21 protein-coding genes are annotated in these 17,689 nt (G+C 55.3%); 14 read left to right on the top strand and 7 right to left on the bottom strand.

Features of this window, described 5'->3' with window-relative positions; genetic code table 11:
* Positions 1–9: 9 nt before the first annotated feature.
* From ACOTX3_RS05745 to hisP, 3 genes are read left to right on the top strand one after another with little or no spacing between them, the layout of a single operon-like run.
* Positions 10–696: a histidine ABC transporter permease HisQ gene (locus ACOTX3_RS05745; protein WP_058678201.1), complete on the top strand. Its 687-nt coding sequence runs from the start codon at positions 10–12 to the stop codon at positions 694–696.
* The gene (locus ACOTX3_RS05740) at positions 693–1,409 is read left to right on the top strand and encodes an ABC transporter permease (RefSeq protein ID WP_008502590.1); all 717 of its coding nucleotides are present in this window, start codon (positions 693–695) and stop codon (positions 1,407–1,409) included. The genes ACOTX3_RS05745 and ACOTX3_RS05740 overlap by 4 nt, the downstream gene beginning before the upstream one ends.
* 8 nt (positions 1,410–1,417) lie before the next feature.
* The gene (gene hisP / locus ACOTX3_RS05735; RefSeq protein ID WP_020690627.1) at positions 1,418–2,191 is read left to right on the top strand and encodes a histidine ABC transporter ATP-binding protein HisP; all 774 of its coding nucleotides are present in this window, start codon (positions 1,418–1,420) and stop codon (positions 2,189–2,191) included.
* A gap of 131 nt (positions 2,192–2,322) precedes the next feature.
* Here the strand turns inward: hisP and ACOTX3_RS05730 are convergent, their stop codons facing one another.
* The 4 genes from ACOTX3_RS05730 to yfcG form a co-directional block, all read right to left on the bottom strand.
* The gene (locus ACOTX3_RS05730) at positions 2,323–2,799 is read right to left on the bottom strand and encodes a GNAT family N-acetyltransferase (protein WP_127869149.1); all 477 of its coding nucleotides are present in this window, start codon (positions 2,797–2,799) and stop codon (positions 2,323–2,325) included.
* A gap of 44 nt (positions 2,800–2,843) precedes the next feature.
* Positions 2,844–3,737, bottom strand: a complete 894-nt coding sequence (locus ACOTX3_RS05725; RefSeq protein ID WP_013098128.1) for a TIGR01777 family oxidoreductase — start codon at positions 3,735–3,737, stop codon at positions 2,844–2,846.
* A 13-nt stretch (positions 3,738–3,750) separates the two neighbouring features.
* On the bottom strand, positions 3,751–4,119 hold the full coding sequence (gene folX, locus ACOTX3_RS05720) for a dihydroneopterin triphosphate 2'-epimerase (protein WP_058678200.1): 369 nt from the start codon (positions 4,117–4,119) through the stop codon (positions 3,751–3,753).
* 75 nt (positions 4,120–4,194) lie between these two features.
* The gene (gene yfcG, locus ACOTX3_RS05715) at positions 4,195–4,824 is read right to left on the bottom strand and encodes a GSH-dependent disulfide bond oxidoreductase (RefSeq protein WP_013098126.1); all 630 of its coding nucleotides are present in this window, start codon (positions 4,822–4,824) and stop codon (positions 4,195–4,197) included.
* 140 nt (positions 4,825–4,964) lie between these two features.
* Here yfcG and yfcF point away from each other — a divergent pair, with 140 nt between their 5' ends.
* Genes yfcF through yfcD form a run of 3 tightly spaced genes read left to right on the top strand, consistent with a single transcriptional unit; the run spans position 4,965 to position 6,827 of the window.
* Positions 4,965–5,609, top strand: a complete 645-nt coding sequence (yfcF, locus tag ACOTX3_RS05710) for a glutathione transferase (protein ID WP_013098125.1) — start codon at positions 4,965–4,967, stop codon at positions 5,607–5,609.
* A 56-nt stretch (positions 5,610–5,665) separates the two neighbouring features.
* Complete coding sequence (yfcE, locus tag ACOTX3_RS05705) at positions 5,666–6,217, top strand: phosphodiesterase (RefSeq protein WP_013098124.1); 552 nt, start codon at positions 5,666–5,668, stop codon at positions 6,215–6,217.
* Between the two features lie 55 nt (positions 6,218–6,272).
* Entirely contained in the window at positions 6,273–6,827 is a 555-nt protein-coding gene (gene yfcD, locus ACOTX3_RS05700) for an NUDIX hydrolase YfcD (protein ID WP_013098123.1), read from the top strand.
* Positions 6,828–6,830: 3 nt separating this feature from the next.
* Here the strand turns inward: yfcD and ACOTX3_RS05695 are convergent, their stop codons facing one another.
* Entirely contained in the window at positions 6,831–7,850 is a 1,020-nt protein-coding gene (locus tag ACOTX3_RS05695; RefSeq protein WP_013098122.1) for a LacI family DNA-binding transcriptional regulator, read from the bottom strand.
* A gap of 235 nt (positions 7,851–8,085) precedes the next feature.
* On the opposite strand from ACOTX3_RS05695, the gene ACOTX3_RS05690 reads away from it, so the two are divergent.
* The 5 genes from ACOTX3_RS05690 (at position 8,086) to ACOTX3_RS05670 (ending at position 12,068) form a co-directional block, all read left to right on the top strand.
* A complete protein-coding gene (locus ACOTX3_RS05690; protein ID WP_045292173.1) occupies positions 8,086–8,529 on the top strand; it encodes a PTS sugar transporter subunit IIA in 444 nt (147 codons plus the stop codon).
* A gap of 80 nt (positions 8,530–8,609) precedes the next feature.
* A complete protein-coding gene (locus ACOTX3_RS05685; RefSeq protein WP_013098120.1) occupies positions 8,610–8,882 on the top strand; it encodes a PTS sugar transporter subunit IIB in 273 nt (90 codons plus the stop codon).
* Positions 8,883–8,903: 21 nt separating this feature from the next.
* Complete coding sequence (locus ACOTX3_RS05680; protein ID WP_058678199.1) at positions 8,904–10,295, top strand: PTS ascorbate transporter subunit IIC; 1,392 nt, start codon at positions 8,904–8,906, stop codon at positions 10,293–10,295.
* Positions 10,292–11,122 (top strand): transketolase, encoded by an 831-nt coding sequence (locus ACOTX3_RS05675; protein ID WP_058651766.1) that lies wholly within the window; start codon positions 10,292–10,294, stop codon positions 11,120–11,122. The genes ACOTX3_RS05680 and ACOTX3_RS05675 overlap by 4 nt, the downstream gene beginning before the upstream one ends.
* Positions 11,115–12,068, top strand: a complete 954-nt coding sequence (locus ACOTX3_RS05670; RefSeq protein WP_058678198.1) for a transketolase family protein — start codon at positions 11,115–11,117, stop codon at positions 12,066–12,068. Before ACOTX3_RS05675 ends, ACOTX3_RS05670 begins: the two co-directional genes overlap by 8 nt.
* A 114-nt stretch (positions 12,069–12,182) precedes the next feature.
* On the opposite strand, the gene pta is transcribed toward ACOTX3_RS05670, so the two are convergent.
* On the bottom strand, positions 12,183–14,324 hold the full coding sequence (pta, locus tag ACOTX3_RS05665; RefSeq protein ID WP_013098116.1) for a phosphate acetyltransferase: 2,142 nt from the start codon (positions 14,322–14,324) through the stop codon (positions 12,183–12,185).
* Positions 14,325–14,400: 76 nt separating this feature from the next.
* Positions 14,401–15,603 carry an acetate kinase gene (gene ackA / locus ACOTX3_RS05660; RefSeq protein ID WP_013098115.1) on the bottom strand — a complete coding sequence of 401 codons (1,203 nt, stop codon included), beginning with the start codon at positions 15,601–15,603 and terminating at the stop codon, positions 14,401–14,403.
* 336 nt (positions 15,604–15,939) lie between these two features.
* Between ackA and yfbV the strand changes: the two genes are divergently transcribed.
* The 3 genes from yfbV to ACOTX3_RS05645 all read left to right on the top strand — a co-directional run bounded on the left by yfbV (position 15,940) and on the right by ACOTX3_RS05645 (position 17,653).
* Entirely contained in the window at positions 15,940–16,395 is a 456-nt protein-coding gene (gene yfbV / locus ACOTX3_RS05655; RefSeq protein ID WP_020690637.1) for a terminus macrodomain insulation protein YfbV, read from the top strand.
* A gap of 92 nt (positions 16,396–16,487) precedes the next feature.
* Complete coding sequence (locus ACOTX3_RS05650) at positions 16,488–16,982, top strand: YfbU family protein (RefSeq protein ID WP_013098113.1); 495 nt, start codon at positions 16,488–16,490, stop codon at positions 16,980–16,982.
* An 11-nt stretch (positions 16,983–16,993) separates the two neighbouring features.
* Positions 16,994–17,653 (top strand): sugar phosphatase, encoded by a 660-nt coding sequence (locus ACOTX3_RS05645; RefSeq protein WP_023621503.1) that lies wholly within the window; start codon positions 16,994–16,996, stop codon positions 17,651–17,653.
* The last annotated feature ends 36 nt before the right edge of the window (positions 17,654–17,689 follow it).

Raw genomic sequence — 17,689 nt, 5'->3', positions numbered from 1 at the left:
GCTCGCGGTATGCTGTACGGATTTTCTGGCGTTATTTTACAGGGCGCGCTTGTCACCCTTGAGCTGGCTATCAGCTCCGTGGTGCTGGCGGTGCTGATAGGTCTGGCAGGCGCAGGGGCGAAGCTTTCGGCTAACAAACCGCTGGCGCTGATTTTTGAAGGTTATACCACGCTGATTCGCGGCGTTCCCGATCTGGTGCTGATGCTGCTTATCTTTTACGGGCTGCAGATCGCGCTTAACAGCGTGACGGACGCCATGGGAATGGAGCAGATCGATATCGACCCGATGGTGGCCGGTATTATCACTCTCGGTTTTATCTACGGCGCGTACTTTACCGAAACTTTCCGCGGTGCTTATATGGCGGTACCGAAAGGACACATAGAAGCGGCGACCGCCTACGGTTTTACCTCCTCCCAGACGTTTCGCCGGATTATGTTCCCGGCCATGATGCGCTACGCGCTTCCGGGCATTGGCAACAACTGGCAGGTTATCCTCAAGGCCACGGCGCTGGTCTCTCTGCTGGGGCTTGAAGATGTGGTAAAGGCCACGCAGCTTGCCGGTAAAAGTACCTGGGAGCCGTTCTACTTTGCGGTAGTGTGTGGCGTGATCTATCTGGTTTTTACGACGGTCTCCAATGGTGTGCTGCTTCTGCTCGAACGTCGCTACTCCGTGGGTGTGAAGAGGGCTGACCTGTGATTGAGATTATTCAGGAATACTGGAAATCGCTGCTGTGGACGGACGGCTATCGCTTTACCGGCGTGGCCATTACGCTGTGGCTGCTGATCTCTTCGGTGGTGATGGGTGGCATTCTGGCGGTGTTTCTTGCCATTGGCCGCGTGTCGAACAATAAATTTATTCAGTTCCCGATCTGGCTGTTTACCTACGTATTCCGTGGTACACCACTTTACGTACAGCTGCTGGTGTTCTATTCGGGCATGTATACGCTGGAGATTGTGAAAGGCACCGAGATGCTGAACGCCTTCTTCCGCAGCGGCCTGAACTGTACGGTGCTGGCGTTGACGCTCAACACCTGCGCCTACACCACCGAGATTTTCGCCGGGGCTATCCGCTCCGTTCCTTACGGAGAAATCGAAGCGGCGCGCGCGTACGGTTTCTCGTCGGTGAAACTGTACCGCTGCATTATTCTGCCGTCGGCGCTGCGTATCGCATTGCCAGCCTACAGTAACGAAGTGATTTTAATGCTCCACTCCACCGCGCTGGCCTTTACCGCCACGGTGCCGGACCTGCTTAAAATCGCCCGCGATATCAACTCTGCGACCTATCAGCCGTTTACCGCGTTTGGCATTGCGGCAGTGCTCTATTTGATTATTTCATACGTCCTGATTAGCCTGTTCCGTAAGGCAGAAAAGCGCTGGTTGCAGCATATAAAACCCTCTTCGACGCACTGAGAATGATGATGGCTGAGAACAAATTAAACGTAATTGATTTGCACAAACGCTACGGCGAACATGAAGTGCTGAAAGGGGTGTCGCTGCAGGCAAATGCAGGCGACGTGATCAGTATTATCGGATCATCCGGCTCGGGGAAAAGTACCTTCCTGCGCTGCATCAACTTCCTCGAAAAGCCGAGTGAAGGCTCAATTGTGGTGAGCGGGCAGAATATCAATCTGACCCGGGATAAAGACGGCCAACTGAAGGTGGCAGATAAGAACCAGCTGCGCCTGCTGCGCACGCGACTGACAATGGTTTTCCAGCACTTCAACCTCTGGAGCCACATGACGGTGCTGGAGAACGTGATGGAAGCACCGGTTCAGGTGCTGGGTTTAAGCAAGCAGGAGGCCCGTGAGCGCGCGGTGAAATACCTGGCGAAAGTGGGTATCGATGAGCGACAGCAGATAAAGTACCCGGTGCATCTCTCTGGTGGTCAGCAGCAGCGTGTCTCTATCGCCCGCGCGCTGGCGATGGAGCCTGAAGTATTGCTGTTCGACGAACCGACCTCAGCACTTGACCCGGAACTGGTTGGCGAAGTACTGCGCATCATGCAGAAGCTGGCGGAAGAGGGTAAAACCATGGTCGTGGTAACGCACGAGATGGGCTTTGCCCGCAACGTCTCGAACCACGTGATCTTCCTGCATCAGGGGAAAATCGAAGAGCAGGGACATCCGGATGAGGTGCTGGCGAATCCGCAAAGCCCGCGTTTGCAGCAGTTCCTGAAGGGCTCTTTGAAGTAGGTTTTGCCTCCTCTCCCTCTCCTCCAGGGAGAGGGCCACAGTGCAGCCCAATCGCCCGGTGGCGCTTCGCTTACCGGGCCTACAGGCTGGGTTTTCTCCCTCTCCTGTGGGAGAGGGCCGGGGTGAGGGCATCAGACCGCACCGCACTCCAGCCGATACACCCAGTCGTCATACCGTACGCCGTCAATCTCGTACGCCTTCTCCAGCACCCGCACCGACCCGCCGTTGTCCGCCAGTACGTAGGCGTTAATCGCTTTCACGCCGGTCTGGTTAAACGCATATTCACATACCGCGCGCAACGCCTCACTGGCGATACCTTTCCCCTGCGCGGCAGGCACAACCGTATAGCCAATATCAGCCTCTTCACGATTCTCTGGGCTGATCTGCAGGCCGATATCGCCCAGCGGCGTGTCATCATCATGAAAACGAATCACAAAAACGTGCGCCGCCGTTAAGCGCGCAGCAAATACGCGCCGGGTCTCTTTTTCCGGCGCGATGGCGGCCATGTAACGCATGATATTGCGATCTTCCCGCAACGAGCGGAAGAAGGCCCAGTCAGTGGGTTCGAAAGGGGTGAGGTGAAGCCGGGGTGTGGTAATGGTTGCCATTGTTACGCCATTTCATCGGGACATGGCGTACAAATGTAACATATTCACCCCACCACATCCCTCAACGCCTCTTCTAAGTCATACCAGCGAAACGCAAACCCGGCCGCTTCCAGCCGTTTAGGCAGCGCGCGCTGCCCGCCCAGCACCAGCACGGACGCTTCACCCATCATCAGGCGAATCACCGTTGCGGGCACGCGTAAAATCGCCGGGCGATGCAGGGCATGGCCCAGCGCGTGGGCAAACTGCTCGTTACGCACCGGGTACGGCGCAACCATATTGAACGGCCCACGCAGATCGTTATCCAGCAGCCAGAGAATACCGTTGACCATATCGTCGATGTGGATCCACGGCAGATACTGACGGCCATTACCGATGGGGCCGCCCAGTCCGAGCCGGAACGGAGGAAGCATTTTCGCCAGAATGCCGCCTTTCGGCGCGAGAACGACGCCGGTACGCAGCAGGCACACGCGGGTATTATCGCTCTGGGCAGCACAGGCAATACGTTCCCACTGAGCGCAGAGCTTATGGGTAAACTCGTTGTGCGGCGGCTCTTCTTCGGTCACGACCACCTCACCGAGATCGCCGTAATAGCCTACCGCAGAACCGGAAATCAGTACCGATGGCGGGGTATGGCTGTTACGGATGAGCTCGACCAGCTTTTCGGTGATGTTCCAGCGGCTGCTGCATAACAGCTGTTTTTGCTCTTCCGTCCAGCGTTTGTCGGCGATAGGTTCACCGGCCAGGTTGATGACGGCGTCAAAACCGTCCAGATTCTGCCGGTCAGCCAGATTTTTCCAGATGTCGATACCGGCACCCAGCACCTGGCGCGCTTTCTCAGGGCTGCGCGTTACCACGGTAATGTCGTGATGTAACGCCTGCAGGCGCGCAATGAGATGACGGCCAATCAGGCCTGTACCGCCGGTCAGCAGAATCTTCATACAACCTCCAGGTTTACGCCCGGCGCTGCCAGCTTAACGTCATGGAGACGGAGTCGGCATAACGCAGGGCGTGAAGTTTATCGATCTCTACTTCAGCATAAGTGACCCAGTGATGTTCGCGTGCGATGTCGAGCACATCATGAGTTAATTTTTCCAGCAGAGAGAAGCGGTTATTTTCCACGTACTGAATGATGCTTTTCGTAATCGTGCGATAGTTCAGCGCGTCATTGATATCTTCACTGCCTCTCGCTTTGTCTGCCGGATAGTGGATAACCACATTAATCACGATATCCTGACGGTTGGCGATCTCCTCGTCTTTGATACCGATAAAAGTACGTAAGCGTAAATTTTTTATACGAATAATAGCGTCATGCTGCGACATTGCAGGTCTTCTCCGTGTCAGTATTTCCTCCCCATAATACATGAGAGCCTGACACGCGCCCAACCGGGCGCAGGCCTAAATCTCCTGGATTTTTTTCATCGCACGCTCGGTCGCCGGGCGGGTGCGGATACGTTCAAACCAGTTGTTAACCGCCGGGTAAGAGGCTAAATCAATACGGTGACGTTCATGGGTATTCACCCACGGCCAGCAGGCGATATCGGCGATACTGTAATGATCGCCCCCGAGCCACGGTGATTTTTCCAGCCGACGGTTCAGTACGCCGTACAGCCGCTGCGTTTCCACCTGATAGCGCTCTATCGCATACGGGATGGGTTGTGGCGCGTAAGCGGTAAAGTGGTGGTTCTGCCCCAGCATCGGGCCCAGGCCGCTTGTCTGCCAGAACAGCCACTGTAGCGTGTGGTGACGCTCGCGCAGTTCCTCGCTCAGCAGTTTGCCGGTTTTCTCCGCCAGATACAGCAAAATCTCCCCGGATTCAAACAGGCTCAACGGTTTGCCGCCATCAGCTGGCAGGTTATCGATGATGGCCGGGATTTTGTTGTTCGGTGAGATGGCCAGAAAGAGAGGCCTGAACTGATCGCCTTTGCTGATATCCACGCGGATGATCCTGTATTCCAGCTCGGCTTCTTCAAGAAAGAGGGTGATCTTATGGCCGTTTGGAGTAGGGGCGTAATAAAGGTCGATCATTCTCAACTCCTGTCAGTGTGAAGTGTAATGCCATGACCAATCAGTATAGGTGGTTGTGCAAAATCGTGAGTTTTCATCAAGTGACAGCGGCGTAAAGAGACTATATGTTGAGGGAATACCGATCAGCCGATGAGGATGTTATGAACCAGCCTGTAATCACGTTGTGGTCCGATGCCCAATTCTTTTCACCCTATGTCATGAGCGTGTACGTGGCGCTGGCGGAAAAAGGGCTGTCATTTAGCCTGAAAACCGTTGATCTGGACGGCGGTGAACACCTGAAACCGCAGTGGCAGGGCTACGATCTGACCCGGCGCGTGCCGGTACTGGACATTGATGGTTTCGCCCTGAGCGAATCGTCGGCGATCGATGAATACCTGGAAGATCGGTTCGCGCCACCAGAGTGGGAGCGTATTTATCCTCACGATCTGCAAAAGCGGGCCCGGGCACGGCAAATCCAGGCGTGGTTACGCAGCGATTTGGTGCCGATTCGCGTTGAACGCTCCACGGATGTGGTATTTGCGGGTGTGAAAAAGCCCGCCCTAAGTACTGAGGGGGCGCAGAGCGCGCAAAAGCTGATTGACACCGCCACCTCGCTGCTGGCCCACGGTAACCCGAACCTGTTTGGCGAATGGTGTATTGCCGATACCGACCTGGCGCTGATGCTGAACCGCTTGATCCTTAACGGCGATGACGTCCCCCAGCTGCTGGTGGATTACGCCACTTTCCAGTGGCAACGTGCGTCGGTGCAGCGCTATGTGGCACTCTCCGCTAAGCGCGTCGGCTGATAAGCCCTGGCGCTTAAGGTATGATAAGGGCAGTCTGTTTTTCTGAGGAGTGACTGATGAAACTGATGTTTGCGTCGGATATCCATGGATCGCTGCCCGCGACCGAGCGCGTTCTTTCCCTGTTCGCACAAAGTGGGGCGCAGTGGCTGGTTATTCTGGGTGACGTGTTGAACCATGGTCCACGTAACGCATTGCCGGAAGGCTATGCCCCTGCGCAGGTGGCGGAAAAACTCAACCCCTATGCCTCGCGCATTATTGCCGTGCGCGGTAACTGCGACAGCGAAGTGGACCAGATGCTGCTGCACTTCCCCATGACCGCTCCGTGGCAACAGGTGCTGCTGGAAAAATGCCGTCTGTTCCTCACCCATGGTCATCTTTTTAGCCCGGATAATCTCCCGGCGCTGGCCGCTGGCGATGTCCTGGTTTACGGCCATACTCATATTCCGGTAGCAGAAAAACGCGGGGAGATTTATCACTTCAACCCAGGTTCGGTCAGCATTCCGAAAGGCGGATACCCGGCGAGCTATGGCATGCTTGATGAGCATACGTTAAGCGTTATCGCACTTAATGATCAGCAAGTTATTGCACAGGTAGCGATTAATCCGTAAGTTACACCTCAACTGTAAACGCGCCGTAAGAGCGCTTAGACGAGAAGGTTTCCCGATGGTGGAGCAGAGTCATTTGGCAAGTACAGAGTGGGTTGACATTGTCAACGAAGAGAATGAAGTGATCGCGCAGGCCAGCCGCGAACAAATGCGCGCTGAACGCCTGCGTCATCGTGCGACGTATATTGTTGTTCATGACGGCATGGGCAAAATTTTGGTTCAACGCCGCACGGACACCAAAGATTTTCTCCCTGGTATGCTGGATGCCACTGCGGGCGGTGTCGTTCAGGCGGATGAGGTCCTGCTGGATTCCGCACGCCGTGAAGCGGAAGAAGAGCTAGGCATTGCGGGCGTACCGTTTGCCGAACATGGGCAGTTCTATTTTGAAGACGAACATTGCCGTGTCTGGGGCGGGCTGTTTAGCTGCGTTTCCCACGGGCCGTTCGCCCTGCAGGAAGAAGAAGTGAGCGAAGTGAGCTGGATGACGCCGGAAGAGATCACCGCGCGTTGTGACGAGTTCACGCCGGATTCGTTAAAAGCACTGGCGCTGTGGATGACCCGCAACGCCAAAAACGAATCGACCAAATCTGAGAAAGAAGAAGAGGCCGAATAAGCTTTAGCAGCTCTCCCTCAGACACAGACTGGATGCGATGGGTTTCTGATCGCGCCAGTCTCCGTCATTCAGACGTTCCAGCAATGCACGTCCCGCTTCAATACCAATCTTACGATGGGGTACTGCCATCGTCGTCAGCGGCGGCTGACAGACACGGCTGACGTCGCTGTCGCCAAACCCGACCACGGCCAGATCGTCCGGCACCTTGATCCGCCTGCGCTGGCACTCGTACAGCGCGCCACAGGCCAGTTCATCTGAGACGCAAACCAGCGCATCCAGCTCCGGCCACGCCAGCAGAAATTCAGGAAGTTGTGCGGCCCCCGTCGAAAAGCTCGGCGGCATGGCGGCGTTAATCACCCGGTTAGGCGACATATGGTGGCGCAGCATCGCTTTGTACCAGCCCTGCAAATGCTGCTGGAAAATCCACTGCTCCTGGTTGGCACACAGCAGGCCGATGTTCTGGTAGCCGCGTTTGATGACCATTTCCGTGAGTTCATACATGGCCGCGACGTTATCAATCCCGATATTCATATCGATAGGATCGGCGCGCATGGCGCCCATCTCCATCACCGGAATCGAGGCGTTTTTTAGCCAGTGACGCACGGTGTCAGTATGTTCGACGCTGAGCAAAATCGCTGCGGCGATATTTGACGCCAGCAGCGTTTCCAGCAATTTCTCTTCCTGTTCAAGACGATGCTGGGATTCGGCCAGCATGATCTGATAGCCGGCGGGCTGTAACACCTGCTGGAGCCCGGCGAACATTTCGGAACAACCGGCTTCGGAAAGATTGGGGACGACCATCGCGATCGTCCACGACGAGGCCGAAGCCAGCGCACTGGCTGCAAGATTCGGCATATAGCCTAACTCTTGTACCGCGGCTTCTATTTTTTCTCGCAGTTTATCGGAAACCTGTTCAGGCGTGCGGAGAGCACGGGACACGGTCATTGTGCCCACACCGGCAAGCTGTGCGACATCGGCAAGTGTCACTTTACCGGTACTGCGCCGTTTTCGGGTTAGAGACATACACCTTCCTGCTGACAGGACGCCACTCATTTCATCCTTCGCTTCACGTGACAGGCAGTATACGCCTTAAATCCCTTTTTTTGCTGTGATTTCGCGCCAGGATGTTAATTTGATAGCGCTATCACACTTCTGAATGTTAGATCTTGGTAGCGCTATCTTTGTGATCGCGATCGCAGCCAATTCGTTATGCGTTGAATAAAGTTTGTTCATCTTTAGCGCGATGCCGGGAGGGGAAATGCTCAAAAAGTGGATATATGATACAACCATCACGCTGCAGGCTAGCGTTGAGAGTTGGCCGCAGGCGCTGGAGATATGCGCGAAACCGTTGCTGGAGCTGCAGGTCATTGCGCCGGAATACGTAACGGCCATCATTGAGCAGCACCACACTTTAGGACCCTATTATGTGCTGGCACCAGGGCTGGCCATGCCGCATGCGCGGCCGGAAGAGGGGGCAAAAGGACTGGGCCTCTCATTATTAAAACTCAGGAAGGGCGTTTCATTCGGTGCAGGCGAATTTGATCCCGTCGATGTGATCGTTATGCTGGCGGCACCGGATAAACACAGCCATATCGAAATGATCTCTGCGCTGGCTGAATTATTTTCAAGCGATGAGGATATGGCGGAATTACATCAGGCGAATACCCTGGAGGAAATTAAAAAGATAATCGACCGCTTCTGATTTAATTATTTAATCCGACTCGTCACACACATTACGCGCAAGCGTGATGGGACATACTCTACGCAAAAAAGGGGACAACAATGAAAATCATGGCTATATGCGGTTCTGGCCTGGGCAGTAGTTTTATGGTCGAAATGAATATTAAAAAAGTGCTTAAGAAGCTGGACATTGACGCCGAGGTTGAGCACTCCGATCTCTCTTCAGCCACGCCCGGTGCGGCCGATCTTTTCGTGATGGCGAAAGATATTGCCTCCAGCGCCAGCGTGCCGGAAAACCAGCTGGTGGTGATCAACAACATCATCGATATCAACGAACTTGAAGCGCAGCTGCGTGCCTGGTTCGAAAGACAATAACCCTGATAAGGCGAGGTGGATATGTTTATCCTTGAAACGCTGAATTTCGTTGTCGATATTTTAAAAGTCCCTTCCGTGCTGGTGGGCCTGATTGCCTTAATTGGTCTCGTTGCGCAGAAAAAAGCCTTTTCTGACGTTGTAAAAGGGACCATTAAAACTATTCTCGGGTTTATTGTGCTGGGCGGTGGCGCCACCGTGCTGGTGGGGTCATTAAATCCATTAGGCGGTATGTTTGAACACGCCTTTAATATCCAGGGCATTATTCCCAATAATGAAGCGATTGTTTCCATTGCGCTGGAAAAATATGGGGCCTCGACTGCGCTGATTATGGCGTTTGGGATGGTGGCCAATATTCTCGTCGCCCGCTTTACCCGTCTGAAGTATATCTTCCTGACCGGACACCACACGTTCTACATGGCGTGCATGATTGGGGTGATCCTCACGGTTGCGGGCTTTGAAGGGGTAGGGCTGGTCTTTACGGGGTCGCTGATCCTCGGGCTGGTCATGGCCTTCTTCCCGGCGATTGCGCAGCGTTACATGAAGCGCATTACCGGCAACGATGATATTGCTTTCGGCCATTTCGGCACCCTGGGCTACGTGCTGTCCGGCTGGATTGGCAGCAAGGTCGGCAAAGGTTCACGTTCAACCGAAGAGATGAACCTGCCGAAGAACCTGAGCTTCCTGCGTGACAGCTCGATCTCCATCTCTCTGACCATGATGATTATCTACCTGATCATGGCGGTGAGCGCCGGGCGTGAATACGTCGAGGCGACCTTCAGCGGCGGTCAGAACTACCTGGTCTACGCCATTATCATGGCAATCACCTTCGCCGCAGGGGTGTTCATCATCCTGCAGGGTGTACGCCTGATTCTGGCAGAAATCGTCCCGGCCTTTACCGGCTTCTCAGAAAAACTGGTGCCCAATGCGCGTCCGGCCCTGGACTGCCCGGTGGTCTATCCGTATGCGCCCAACGCGGTGCTGATTGGCTTCCTGTTCAGCTTCCTCGGGGGGATCGTGGGGTTAATTATCTGCGGCCAGTTTAACTGGGTGCTGATCCTGCCGGGCGTGGTGCCGCACTTCTTCACCGGCGCAACCGCGGGCGTGTTTGGTAACGCCACCGGTGGACGTCGCGGGGCAATGATTGGCGCCTTTGCCAACGGGCTCTTAATCACCTTCCTGCCGGTGCTGCTGCTGCCAGTACTGGGAGCCATTGGCTTTGCCAATACCACTTTCTCGGACGCTGACTTCGGCGCCGTCGGGATTGTGCTTGGCAACCTGGCGCGCTTCCTGTCACCACTGGCCATCACCGGGCTTGTCGTTGCGTTGTTCGCGCTGCTGGTGGCGTACAACGTGTTAGCGAAAAACAAATCTGCGGGTGGTAATGCGCAGGAAAACACCGGAGCCAAATCATGAACGAGAATGAGATAACCGAACTCGCGCGTCAAATTCGACTCGAGACCCTGAAATCGCTGACGCAGCTGGGATTTGGTCACTACGGCGGCAGTATGTCGGTCGTCGAAACCCTGGCCGTACTGTACGGTGCGGTAATGAAAATTGACCCGGCAGACCCGGACTGGCCAGAACGAGACTACTTTGTCCTGTCGAAGGGCCATGCGGGACCGGCCCTGTACAGTACGCTGGCGATTAAGGGCTATTTCCCGATGGAAGAGCTGAGCACGCTTAACCAGAACGGCACACGCCTGCCAAGCCATCCGGACCGGCTAAAAACACGCGGTGTGGATGCCACGACCGGTTCGCTTGGCCAGGGGATCTCCATCGCGGGCGGCATGGCGCTGTCGCATAAGCTGGCCGGGCGGTCAAATCGGGTCTTTTGCATCGTCGGTGACGGCGAGCTGAACGAAGGGCAGTGCTGGGAAGCGTTCCAGTTTATTGCCCACCATCGTCTTAACAACCTGACGATATTTGTGGACTGGAACAAACAACAGCTTGATGGCGAGCTGGATGAGATCATCTGCGCGTTCGATCTGGAAGGGAAATTCCGCGCCTTTGGTTTTGACGTGGTGACGGTGAAAGGAGATGACATCCCGGCACTGCTGAAGGTCACCGCACCGGTTCCGCCAGCGGATGCGCGTCCGCGGGTGGTGATCCTCGACAGCATCAAAGGACAGGGAGTGGCGTATCTGGAACAGCTGGGTAACTCGCACCATCTGCGATTGACCCCGGAGAGCAAAGCGGCCCTTGACGAGGCGATCCGCCAGCTGGAGGTAACTCATGATTAAGGTTGCACCTGCAGGACAGAAAGATGTGATAGAGATGCGTAAGGTCTACGCGGGCTTTGTGGCAAAACAGATTGAAGCCGGGAGCGAGATCATCGCCCTGGAAGCGGATCTGATGAGCTCAATGGCGATGGACGGCGTGGCGCGCGATTATCCGCAACATGTGATCAACTGCGGCATTATGGAGGCCAACGTGATCGGTACCGCGGCCGGGCTGTCACTCACCGGCCGCAAGCCGTTTGTTCATACCTTTACCGCCTTTGCCAGCCGTCGCTGCTTCGACCAGCTGTTTATGTCCCTGGACTACCAGCGTAATAACGTGAAGGTCATTGCCTCGGATGCGGGCGTGACGGCCTGCCACAACGGCGGGACGCATATGTCGTTCGAGGATATGGGCATTGTGCGCGGTCTGGCGCATTCGGTAGTGCTGGAGGTGACCGACGCGGTGATGTTTGAAGACATACTGCGCCAGCTTATCGACCTCGACGGGTTCTACTGGGTGCGTACTATCCGTAAGCAGGCGCCAAGCGTGTATGCCCCGGGTTCAACGTTTACCATCGGCAAAGGCAATGTGCTGCGCGAAGGAAGCGACATTACCCTGATTGCCAACGGCATTATGGTGGCCGAAGCGCTGGAAGCGGCCCGTCAGCTTGAGCAGGAGGGCGTTAGCGCGGCAGTGATAGACATGTTTACCCTGAAGCCCATCGACCGGATGCTGGTGAAAAACTACGCCGAGAAAACCGGGCGGATCGTGACCTGCGAAAACCACAGCATTCACAACGGGCTGGGCTCGGCGGTGGCGGAAGTGCTGGTGGAGACCTGCCCGGTGCCGATGCGTCGCGTGGGGGTGAAGGAGCGTTATGGCCAGGTAGGGACGCAGGAATTCCTGCAGAAGGAGTATGGCCTGACGGCGCATGACATCGTTTCAGCGGCGCGAGAGTTGCTGTAAATAAAAAAGGCGACCCGTGAGCGGTCGCCTTTTTGTTGCCCGGTGGCGCTAGCGCTTACCGGGCCTACGGTCCTGTAGGCCGGATAAGCGAAGCGCCATCCGGCAAGACCTTATTTACTGCTGCTGCGAAGACTGGATCGCCGTCAGCGCGATGGTGTAGACGATATCGTCTACCAGCGCGCCACGGGACAGGTCGTTCACAGGTTTGCGCATACCCTGCAGCATTGGCCCGATGGAGATCAGGTCTGCTGAACGCTGTACCGCTTTGTAGGTGGTGTTACCGGTGTTCAGATCCGGGAAGATGAACACGGTAGCGCGACCTGCAACCGGGGAGTTTGGCGCTTTGGATTTCGCAACGTCAGCCATAACTGCGGCATCGTACTGCAGCGGGCCGTCGATCATCAGATCAGGGCGTTTTTCCTGTGCAATACGGGTCGCTTCACGCACTTTCTCTACGTCGCTACCTGCACCAGAAGTGCCGGTAGAGTAGGAAAGCATCGCGACGCGTGGTTCGATACCGAAGGCAATCGCGGAGTCCGCGGACTGGATTGCGATTTCAGCCAGCTGCTCTGCGGTTGGATCCGGGTTGATCGCACAGTCGCCGTAAACGTAAACCTGTTCAGGCAGCAGCATGAAGAACACGGAGGAAACCAGAGAGCTGCCTGGAGCCGTTTTGATCAGCTGCAGCGGTGGACGGATGGTGTTCGCGGTAGTGTGAACCGCACCGGATACCAGGCCGTCAACTTCGTCCTGCTCCAGCATCAGCGTACCCAGCACCACGTTGTCTTCCAGCTGCTCACGCGCAACGGCTTCGGTCATGCCTTTGTTCTTACGCAGTTCGACCAGACGGGCAACGTAGCTTTCGCGAACCACTTCTGGATCAACGATTTCGATGCCAGCACCCAGCTCAACGCCCTGGGATGCCGCAACGCGGTTAATCTCATCCGGGTTACCCAGCAGCACACAGGTCGCGATGCCGCGCTCTGCACAGATAGCTGCCGCTTTCACGGTACGTGGTTCGTCGCCTTCTGGCAGAACAACACGTTTGCCCGCTTTACGCGCCAGCTCGGTCAGCTGGTAACGGAAGGCCGGAGGAGACAGACGACGGCTGCGCTCGGAGGTTGCGGTCAGGGATTCGATCCAGTCTGCGTTGATGTAGCTTGCAACGTATTCCTGAACTTTCTCGATACGCTCGTGGTCATCAACCGGCACTTCCAGGTTGAAGCTCTGCAGGCTCAGGGAGGTCTGCCAGGTGTTGGTGTTGACCATAAATACCGGCAGGCCAGTCGCGAACGCGCGTTCGCACAGCTTGCTGACGCGTGGATCCATCTCGTAAGCACCGGTCAGCAGGATAGCGCCGATTTCTACGCCATTCATCGCGGCCAGGCAGGCAGCAACCAGCACGTCTGGACGGTCTGCGGAGGTTACCAGCAGGGAACCTGCACGGAAGTGCTCCAGCATGTGCGGAATGCTGCGGGCGCAGAAGGTCACGGATTTCACGCGGCGGGTATTGATGTCGCCTTCGTTGATCACGGTGGCGTTCAGGTGACGCGCCATATCGATGGCACGGGTGGCAATCAGATCGAAGCTCCACGGCACCGCGCCCAGAACCGGCAGCGGGCTGGATTCCTGCAGTTTAGCCGGGTCAACTTTAATGACTTTCGCTTTGGAAGAGTCGTCGAAGATCTCGGACAGGTCAGGACGCGTACGGCCCTGCTCATCCACAGGCGCATTCAGTTTGTTGACGATTACGCCCGTGATGTTGGTGTTTTTAGTACCACCGAAGCTGCTGCGGGTCAGTTCGATACGCTCTTTCAGCTGCTCTGGGGTATCTGTGCCCTGAGACATCACAAAGACGATCTCGGCGTTCAGGGTTTTCGCAATTTCGAAGTTCAGCGACTGGGCAAACTGGTGTTTGCGGGTCGGAACCAGGCCTTCAACCAGCACAACTTCCGCGTCTTTTGTATTGGCGTGGTAGTTGGCGATGATCTCTTCCATCAGCACGTCTTTCTGGTTGCTGGAGAGCAGAGATTCAACGTGGTTCATCTTCAGCGGTTCGGCCGCTGGCAGATTGGAGTTCTTACGAACGATGGTGGTGGTCTGGTCTGGCGCATCGCCACCGGCACGTGGCTGGGCGATTGGCTTAAAGACGCTCAGACGAACGCCTTTGCGTTCCATAGCACGGATCACGCCAAGGCTGACGCTGGTCAGGCCGACGCTGGTTCCGGTAGGGATCAGCATAATAGTACGGGACACGGTTTATCCTCTTTCGTTACCGCCTGATTGTGGCGGGTGACAAAACAGCACCGCCAGCAGAGCTGGCGGTGTGGAATCAAGCAGTCAGACGGTGCGCGTCTTGCGCGATGACCAGCTCTTCGTTTGTTGGGATAACGAGAGCAGGGCGGGTGCCTTCTTTGTTGATGAAGCCAGACTTGCCGAAGCGGGCAGCCAGGTTACGCTCGTGATCAACCTCAAAGCCCAGAACGCCCAGTTTGCCCAGGGACAGTTCGCGAACCATGGCCGCGTTCTCACCGATACCACCGGTGAAGACAACAGCGTCAAGACGGCCATCCATCAGCGCAGTGTAAGAGCCGATGTATTTCGCCAGACGGTGGCAGTAAACGTCCATTGCACGTTTAGCGTCTTCTTTCTCTGCGTAGTTGTCTTCAACGTAACGGCAGTCGCTGGTGACTTCGGTCAGACCCAGCAGGCCAGACTCTTTGGTCAGCATTTTGTTGATCTGGTCAACGCTCATGCCCAGGGTGTCGTGCAGGTGGAAGATGATCGCCGGGTCGATGTCACCGGAACGCGTACCCATCACCAGACCTTCCAGCGGGGTCAGACCCATGGAGGTATCAACACATTTACCGTTGCGGATTGCAGAAACGGAACCACCGTTGCCCAGGTGGCAGGTGATGATGTTCACTTCTTCAACCGGTTTGTTCAGCACTTTTGCCGCTTCCTGAGTCACATAGAAGTGGCTGGTGCCGTGCGCGCCATAGCGACGAACACCGTGCTCTTTGTAGAGGCTGTATGGCAGGGCATAGAGGTAAGACTCTTCCGGCATGGTCTGATGGAACGCGGTGTCAAACACGGCCACGTTTTTGTCTTTCAGATTCGGGAAGGATTTCAGCGCTTCAGCGATACCGATCAGGTGCGCCGGGTTGTGCAGCGGTGCAAAAGATGCAGAGTCTTTGATGCCCTGGATAACAGAGTCGTCAATCACGACGGAACTGGTGTATTTCTCGCCACCATGGACGATACGGTGACCAATCGCAGTCAGCTGAGCAGACAGTTCTGGTTTTTGTGCCAGAATAGTGTTAACGATAAAGTTCAGCGCTTCACTGTGAGCGGCGCCTGCACCTAAAGCCGCTTCTTGTTTGCTGCCGTCCATCTTCCACTTGATACGTGCTTCAGGCAGATGGAAACATTCGGCCAAACCAGAGAGGTACTCGTCACCGTTGAGCGCATCGATGATGGCGAATTTCAGTGAGGAGCTACCGCAGTTCAGAACCAGTACTAACTTACTCGACATGGAAGTACCTATAATTGATACGTGGCTAAAAAAACGTCAAAGAGTCTAAAAGCGTAACGCATGCTGACCCAGACATTTATGATTAACATCATGCCAAACGAACATTCTGGCAGGATGGAAGAAATACCTATGATTTTAAGCCATTTTGAACATTTTTCAGACAATGGCATAATATGCGATAATTTGACGAGTTAACGATTCTCGTCTACGGCCCTATCAGGCTGGCACAGGATACCCGATACGGGGTAGTGATGACAAAATATTTTGAACGTTGTCATAGCTTGTTGTGGTTTTGCACGAAAATTTTAATTTTTATATGTGAAGTTGAGGTATGCCATGTCGACACCTGAGATCCCGTCCGTGAATTTTTTTAGTCTGTTTCGTCGGGGACAGCATTACGCGAAGACGTGGCCGATGGAAAAACGCCTTGCGCCCATGTTCATTGAGAATCGCACAATCCGCGCCACGCGCTACGCGATTCGCTTCATGCCTCCTGTCGCTATTTTTACCCTCTGCTGGCAAATTGCGCTGGGCGGACAGCTCGGCCCTGCCGTGGCGACGGCGCTTTTTGCGTTGAGCCTGCCGATGCAGGGGCTGTGGTGGTTAGGTAAGCGTTCAATCACACCTCTGCCGCCTTCTATTTTACACTGGTTTTATGATGTTCGCGGGAAACTGGAAGAAGCCGGTCAGGCGCTCGCTCCGGTTGAAGGCAAGCCCGATTATCAGGCGCTGGCTGACACGCTTAAGCGAGCTTTTAAGCAACTTGATAAAACATTCCTCGATGATTTGTGATTGATCATCGAAACGACTAATAAAAGAAGGCACAGTAACACACCGTTACCGTGTCTTTTTTTTCAAGTGCCATGCGCTACAGGAGTCGAAAGATGGAAATGACCCATGCTCAACGTCTGATTTTGTCCAACCAGTACAAAATGATGACTATGCTTGATCCCGATAACGCTGAGCGCTACAGCCGCCTGCAGACCATCGTCGAACGCGGCTTTGGTTTGCAGATGCGTGAACTGGACCGCGAGTTTGGCGAGCTGAAAGAAGAAACCTGCCGCATCGTGATCGACATTATGGAGATGTACCACGCGCTTCACGTGTCCTGGACCAACCTGAAAGATCAGCAGTCCATTGACGAGCGCCGCGTCACTTTCTTAGGCTTTGATGCCGCAACGGAAGCGCGCTATCTGAGCTATGTCCGCTTTATGGTGAATACAGAAGGGCGTTATACGCACTTTGATGCGGGCACCCACGGCTTTAACGCGCAGACCCCTATGTGGGAAAAATACCAGCGCATGCTGAGCGCATGGCACGCCTGCCCGCGCCAGTACCACTTAAGCAGCAACGAAATTCAACAAATCATTAATGCCTGACGGAGGTGCGTGTGCAGTGTAGAGGTTTTCTGTTTGATCTGGACGGTACGCTGGTGGATTCGCTACCGGTTGTAGAGCGTTCATGGTGCCATTGGGCGGACAGACATGGCATCGACCATCAGGACGTGCTGAATTTTATCCACGGCAAACAGGCCATAACCTCGCTCCGCCATTTTCTGGCGGGACGCTCTGAGGACGAAATTCAGGCAGAGTTTAAATATCTGGAACACATTGAAGCCACCGATACGGACGGCATTACCGCGTTACCCGGTGCTCGTGAACTGCTTGAGCATTTGAATGAAGCGCAAATTCCGTGGGCCATTGTCACCTCCGGCTCGGTTCCCGTGGCTCACGCTCGTCATAAGGCGGCGGGTTTACCCACGCCGGACGTGTTCATTACCGCTGAGCGCGTGAAACGCGGCAAACCGGAACCTGATGCCTTTTTGCTGGGTGCAGAACTGCTGGGCATCCCCCCGGCGGAGTGCGTGGTGGTGGAAGATGCGGCAGCGGGCGTGCTGGCCGGGTTGAACGCTGGCAGCCACGTTATCGCCGTCAACGTACCGGCCGATTCTCCCCGGCTGGACGAGGCGGACTTTGTGCTCAATACGCTGACCGCGCTTGATATCGCTAAGGCGCCAGACGGTATTGTAACCGTCTCGCTAAAAGTGTAATCCCATGATTTAGCCCCACGCTGCTGGGGCTTTTTT

The organism is Enterobacter cloacae complex sp. IR5384 (genome assembly GCF_049237265.1).
Lineage (GTDB): Bacteria > Pseudomonadota > Gammaproteobacteria > Enterobacterales > Enterobacteriaceae > Enterobacter > Enterobacter cloacae.
Note: the sequence above shows the minus strand (reverse complement) of the source record. Positions and strands in the feature narration are given on the sequence as shown.

What these genes read in the sequence shown, in the direction of transcription:
- ACOTX3_RS05685 (WP_013098120.1), top strand. Translation starts at nt 8,610, where the DNA reads ATGAAAATCATGGCTATATGCGGTTCTGGCCTGGGCAGTAGTTTTATG.
- ACOTX3_RS05730 (WP_127869149.1), bottom strand. Translation starts at nt 2,799, where the DNA reads ATGGCAACCATTACCACACCCCGGCTTCACCTCACCCCTTTCGAACCC.
- ACOTX3_RS05670 (WP_058678198.1), top strand. Translation starts at nt 11,115, where the DNA reads ATGATTAAGGTTGCACCTGCAGGACAGAAAGATGTGATAGAGATGCGT.
- yfcG (WP_013098126.1), bottom strand. Translation starts at nt 4,824, where the DNA reads ATGATCGACCTTTATTACGCCCCTACTCCAAACGGCCATAAGATCACC.
- ACOTX3_RS05695 (WP_013098122.1), bottom strand. Translation starts at nt 7,850, where the DNA reads ATGTCTCTAACCCGAAAACGGCGCAGTACCGGTAAAGTGACACTTGCC.
- folX (WP_058678200.1), bottom strand. Translation starts at nt 4,119, where the DNA reads ATGTCGCAGCATGACGCTATTATTCGTATAAAAAATTTACGCTTACGT.
- ackA (WP_013098115.1), bottom strand. Translation starts at nt 15,603, where the DNA reads ATGTCGAGTAAGTTAGTACTGGTTCTGAACTGCGGTAGCTCCTCACTG.
- ACOTX3_RS05675 (WP_058651766.1), top strand. Translation starts at nt 10,292, where the DNA reads ATGAACGAGAATGAGATAACCGAACTCGCGCGTCAAATTCGACTCGAG.
- ACOTX3_RS05725 (WP_013098128.1), bottom strand. Translation starts at nt 3,737, where the DNA reads ATGAAGATTCTGCTGACCGGCGGTACAGGCCTGATTGGCCGTCATCTC.
- yfcF (WP_013098125.1), top strand. Translation starts at nt 4,965, where the DNA reads ATGAACCAGCCTGTAATCACGTTGTGGTCCGATGCCCAATTCTTTTCA.
- ACOTX3_RS05745 (WP_058678201.1), top strand. Translation starts at nt 10, where the DNA reads ATGCTGTACGGATTTTCTGGCGTTATTTTACAGGGCGCGCTTGTCACC.
- ACOTX3_RS05680 (WP_058678199.1), top strand. Translation starts at nt 8,904, where the DNA reads ATGTTTATCCTTGAAACGCTGAATTTCGTTGTCGATATTTTAAAAGTC.
- ACOTX3_RS05650 (WP_013098113.1), top strand. Translation starts at nt 16,488, where the DNA reads ATGGAAATGACCCATGCTCAACGTCTGATTTTGTCCAACCAGTACAAA.
- yfcD (WP_013098123.1), top strand. Translation starts at nt 6,273, where the DNA reads ATGGTGGAGCAGAGTCATTTGGCAAGTACAGAGTGGGTTGACATTGTC.
- ACOTX3_RS05690 (WP_045292173.1), top strand. Translation starts at nt 8,086, where the DNA reads ATGCTCAAAAAGTGGATATATGATACAACCATCACGCTGCAGGCTAGC.
- yfbV (WP_020690637.1), top strand. Translation starts at nt 15,940, where the DNA reads ATGTCGACACCTGAGATCCCGTCCGTGAATTTTTTTAGTCTGTTTCGT.
- yfcE (WP_013098124.1), top strand. Translation starts at nt 5,666, where the DNA reads ATGAAACTGATGTTTGCGTCGGATATCCATGGATCGCTGCCCGCGACC.
- hisP (WP_020690627.1), top strand. Translation starts at nt 1,418, where the DNA reads ATGGCTGAGAACAAATTAAACGTAATTGATTTGCACAAACGCTACGGC.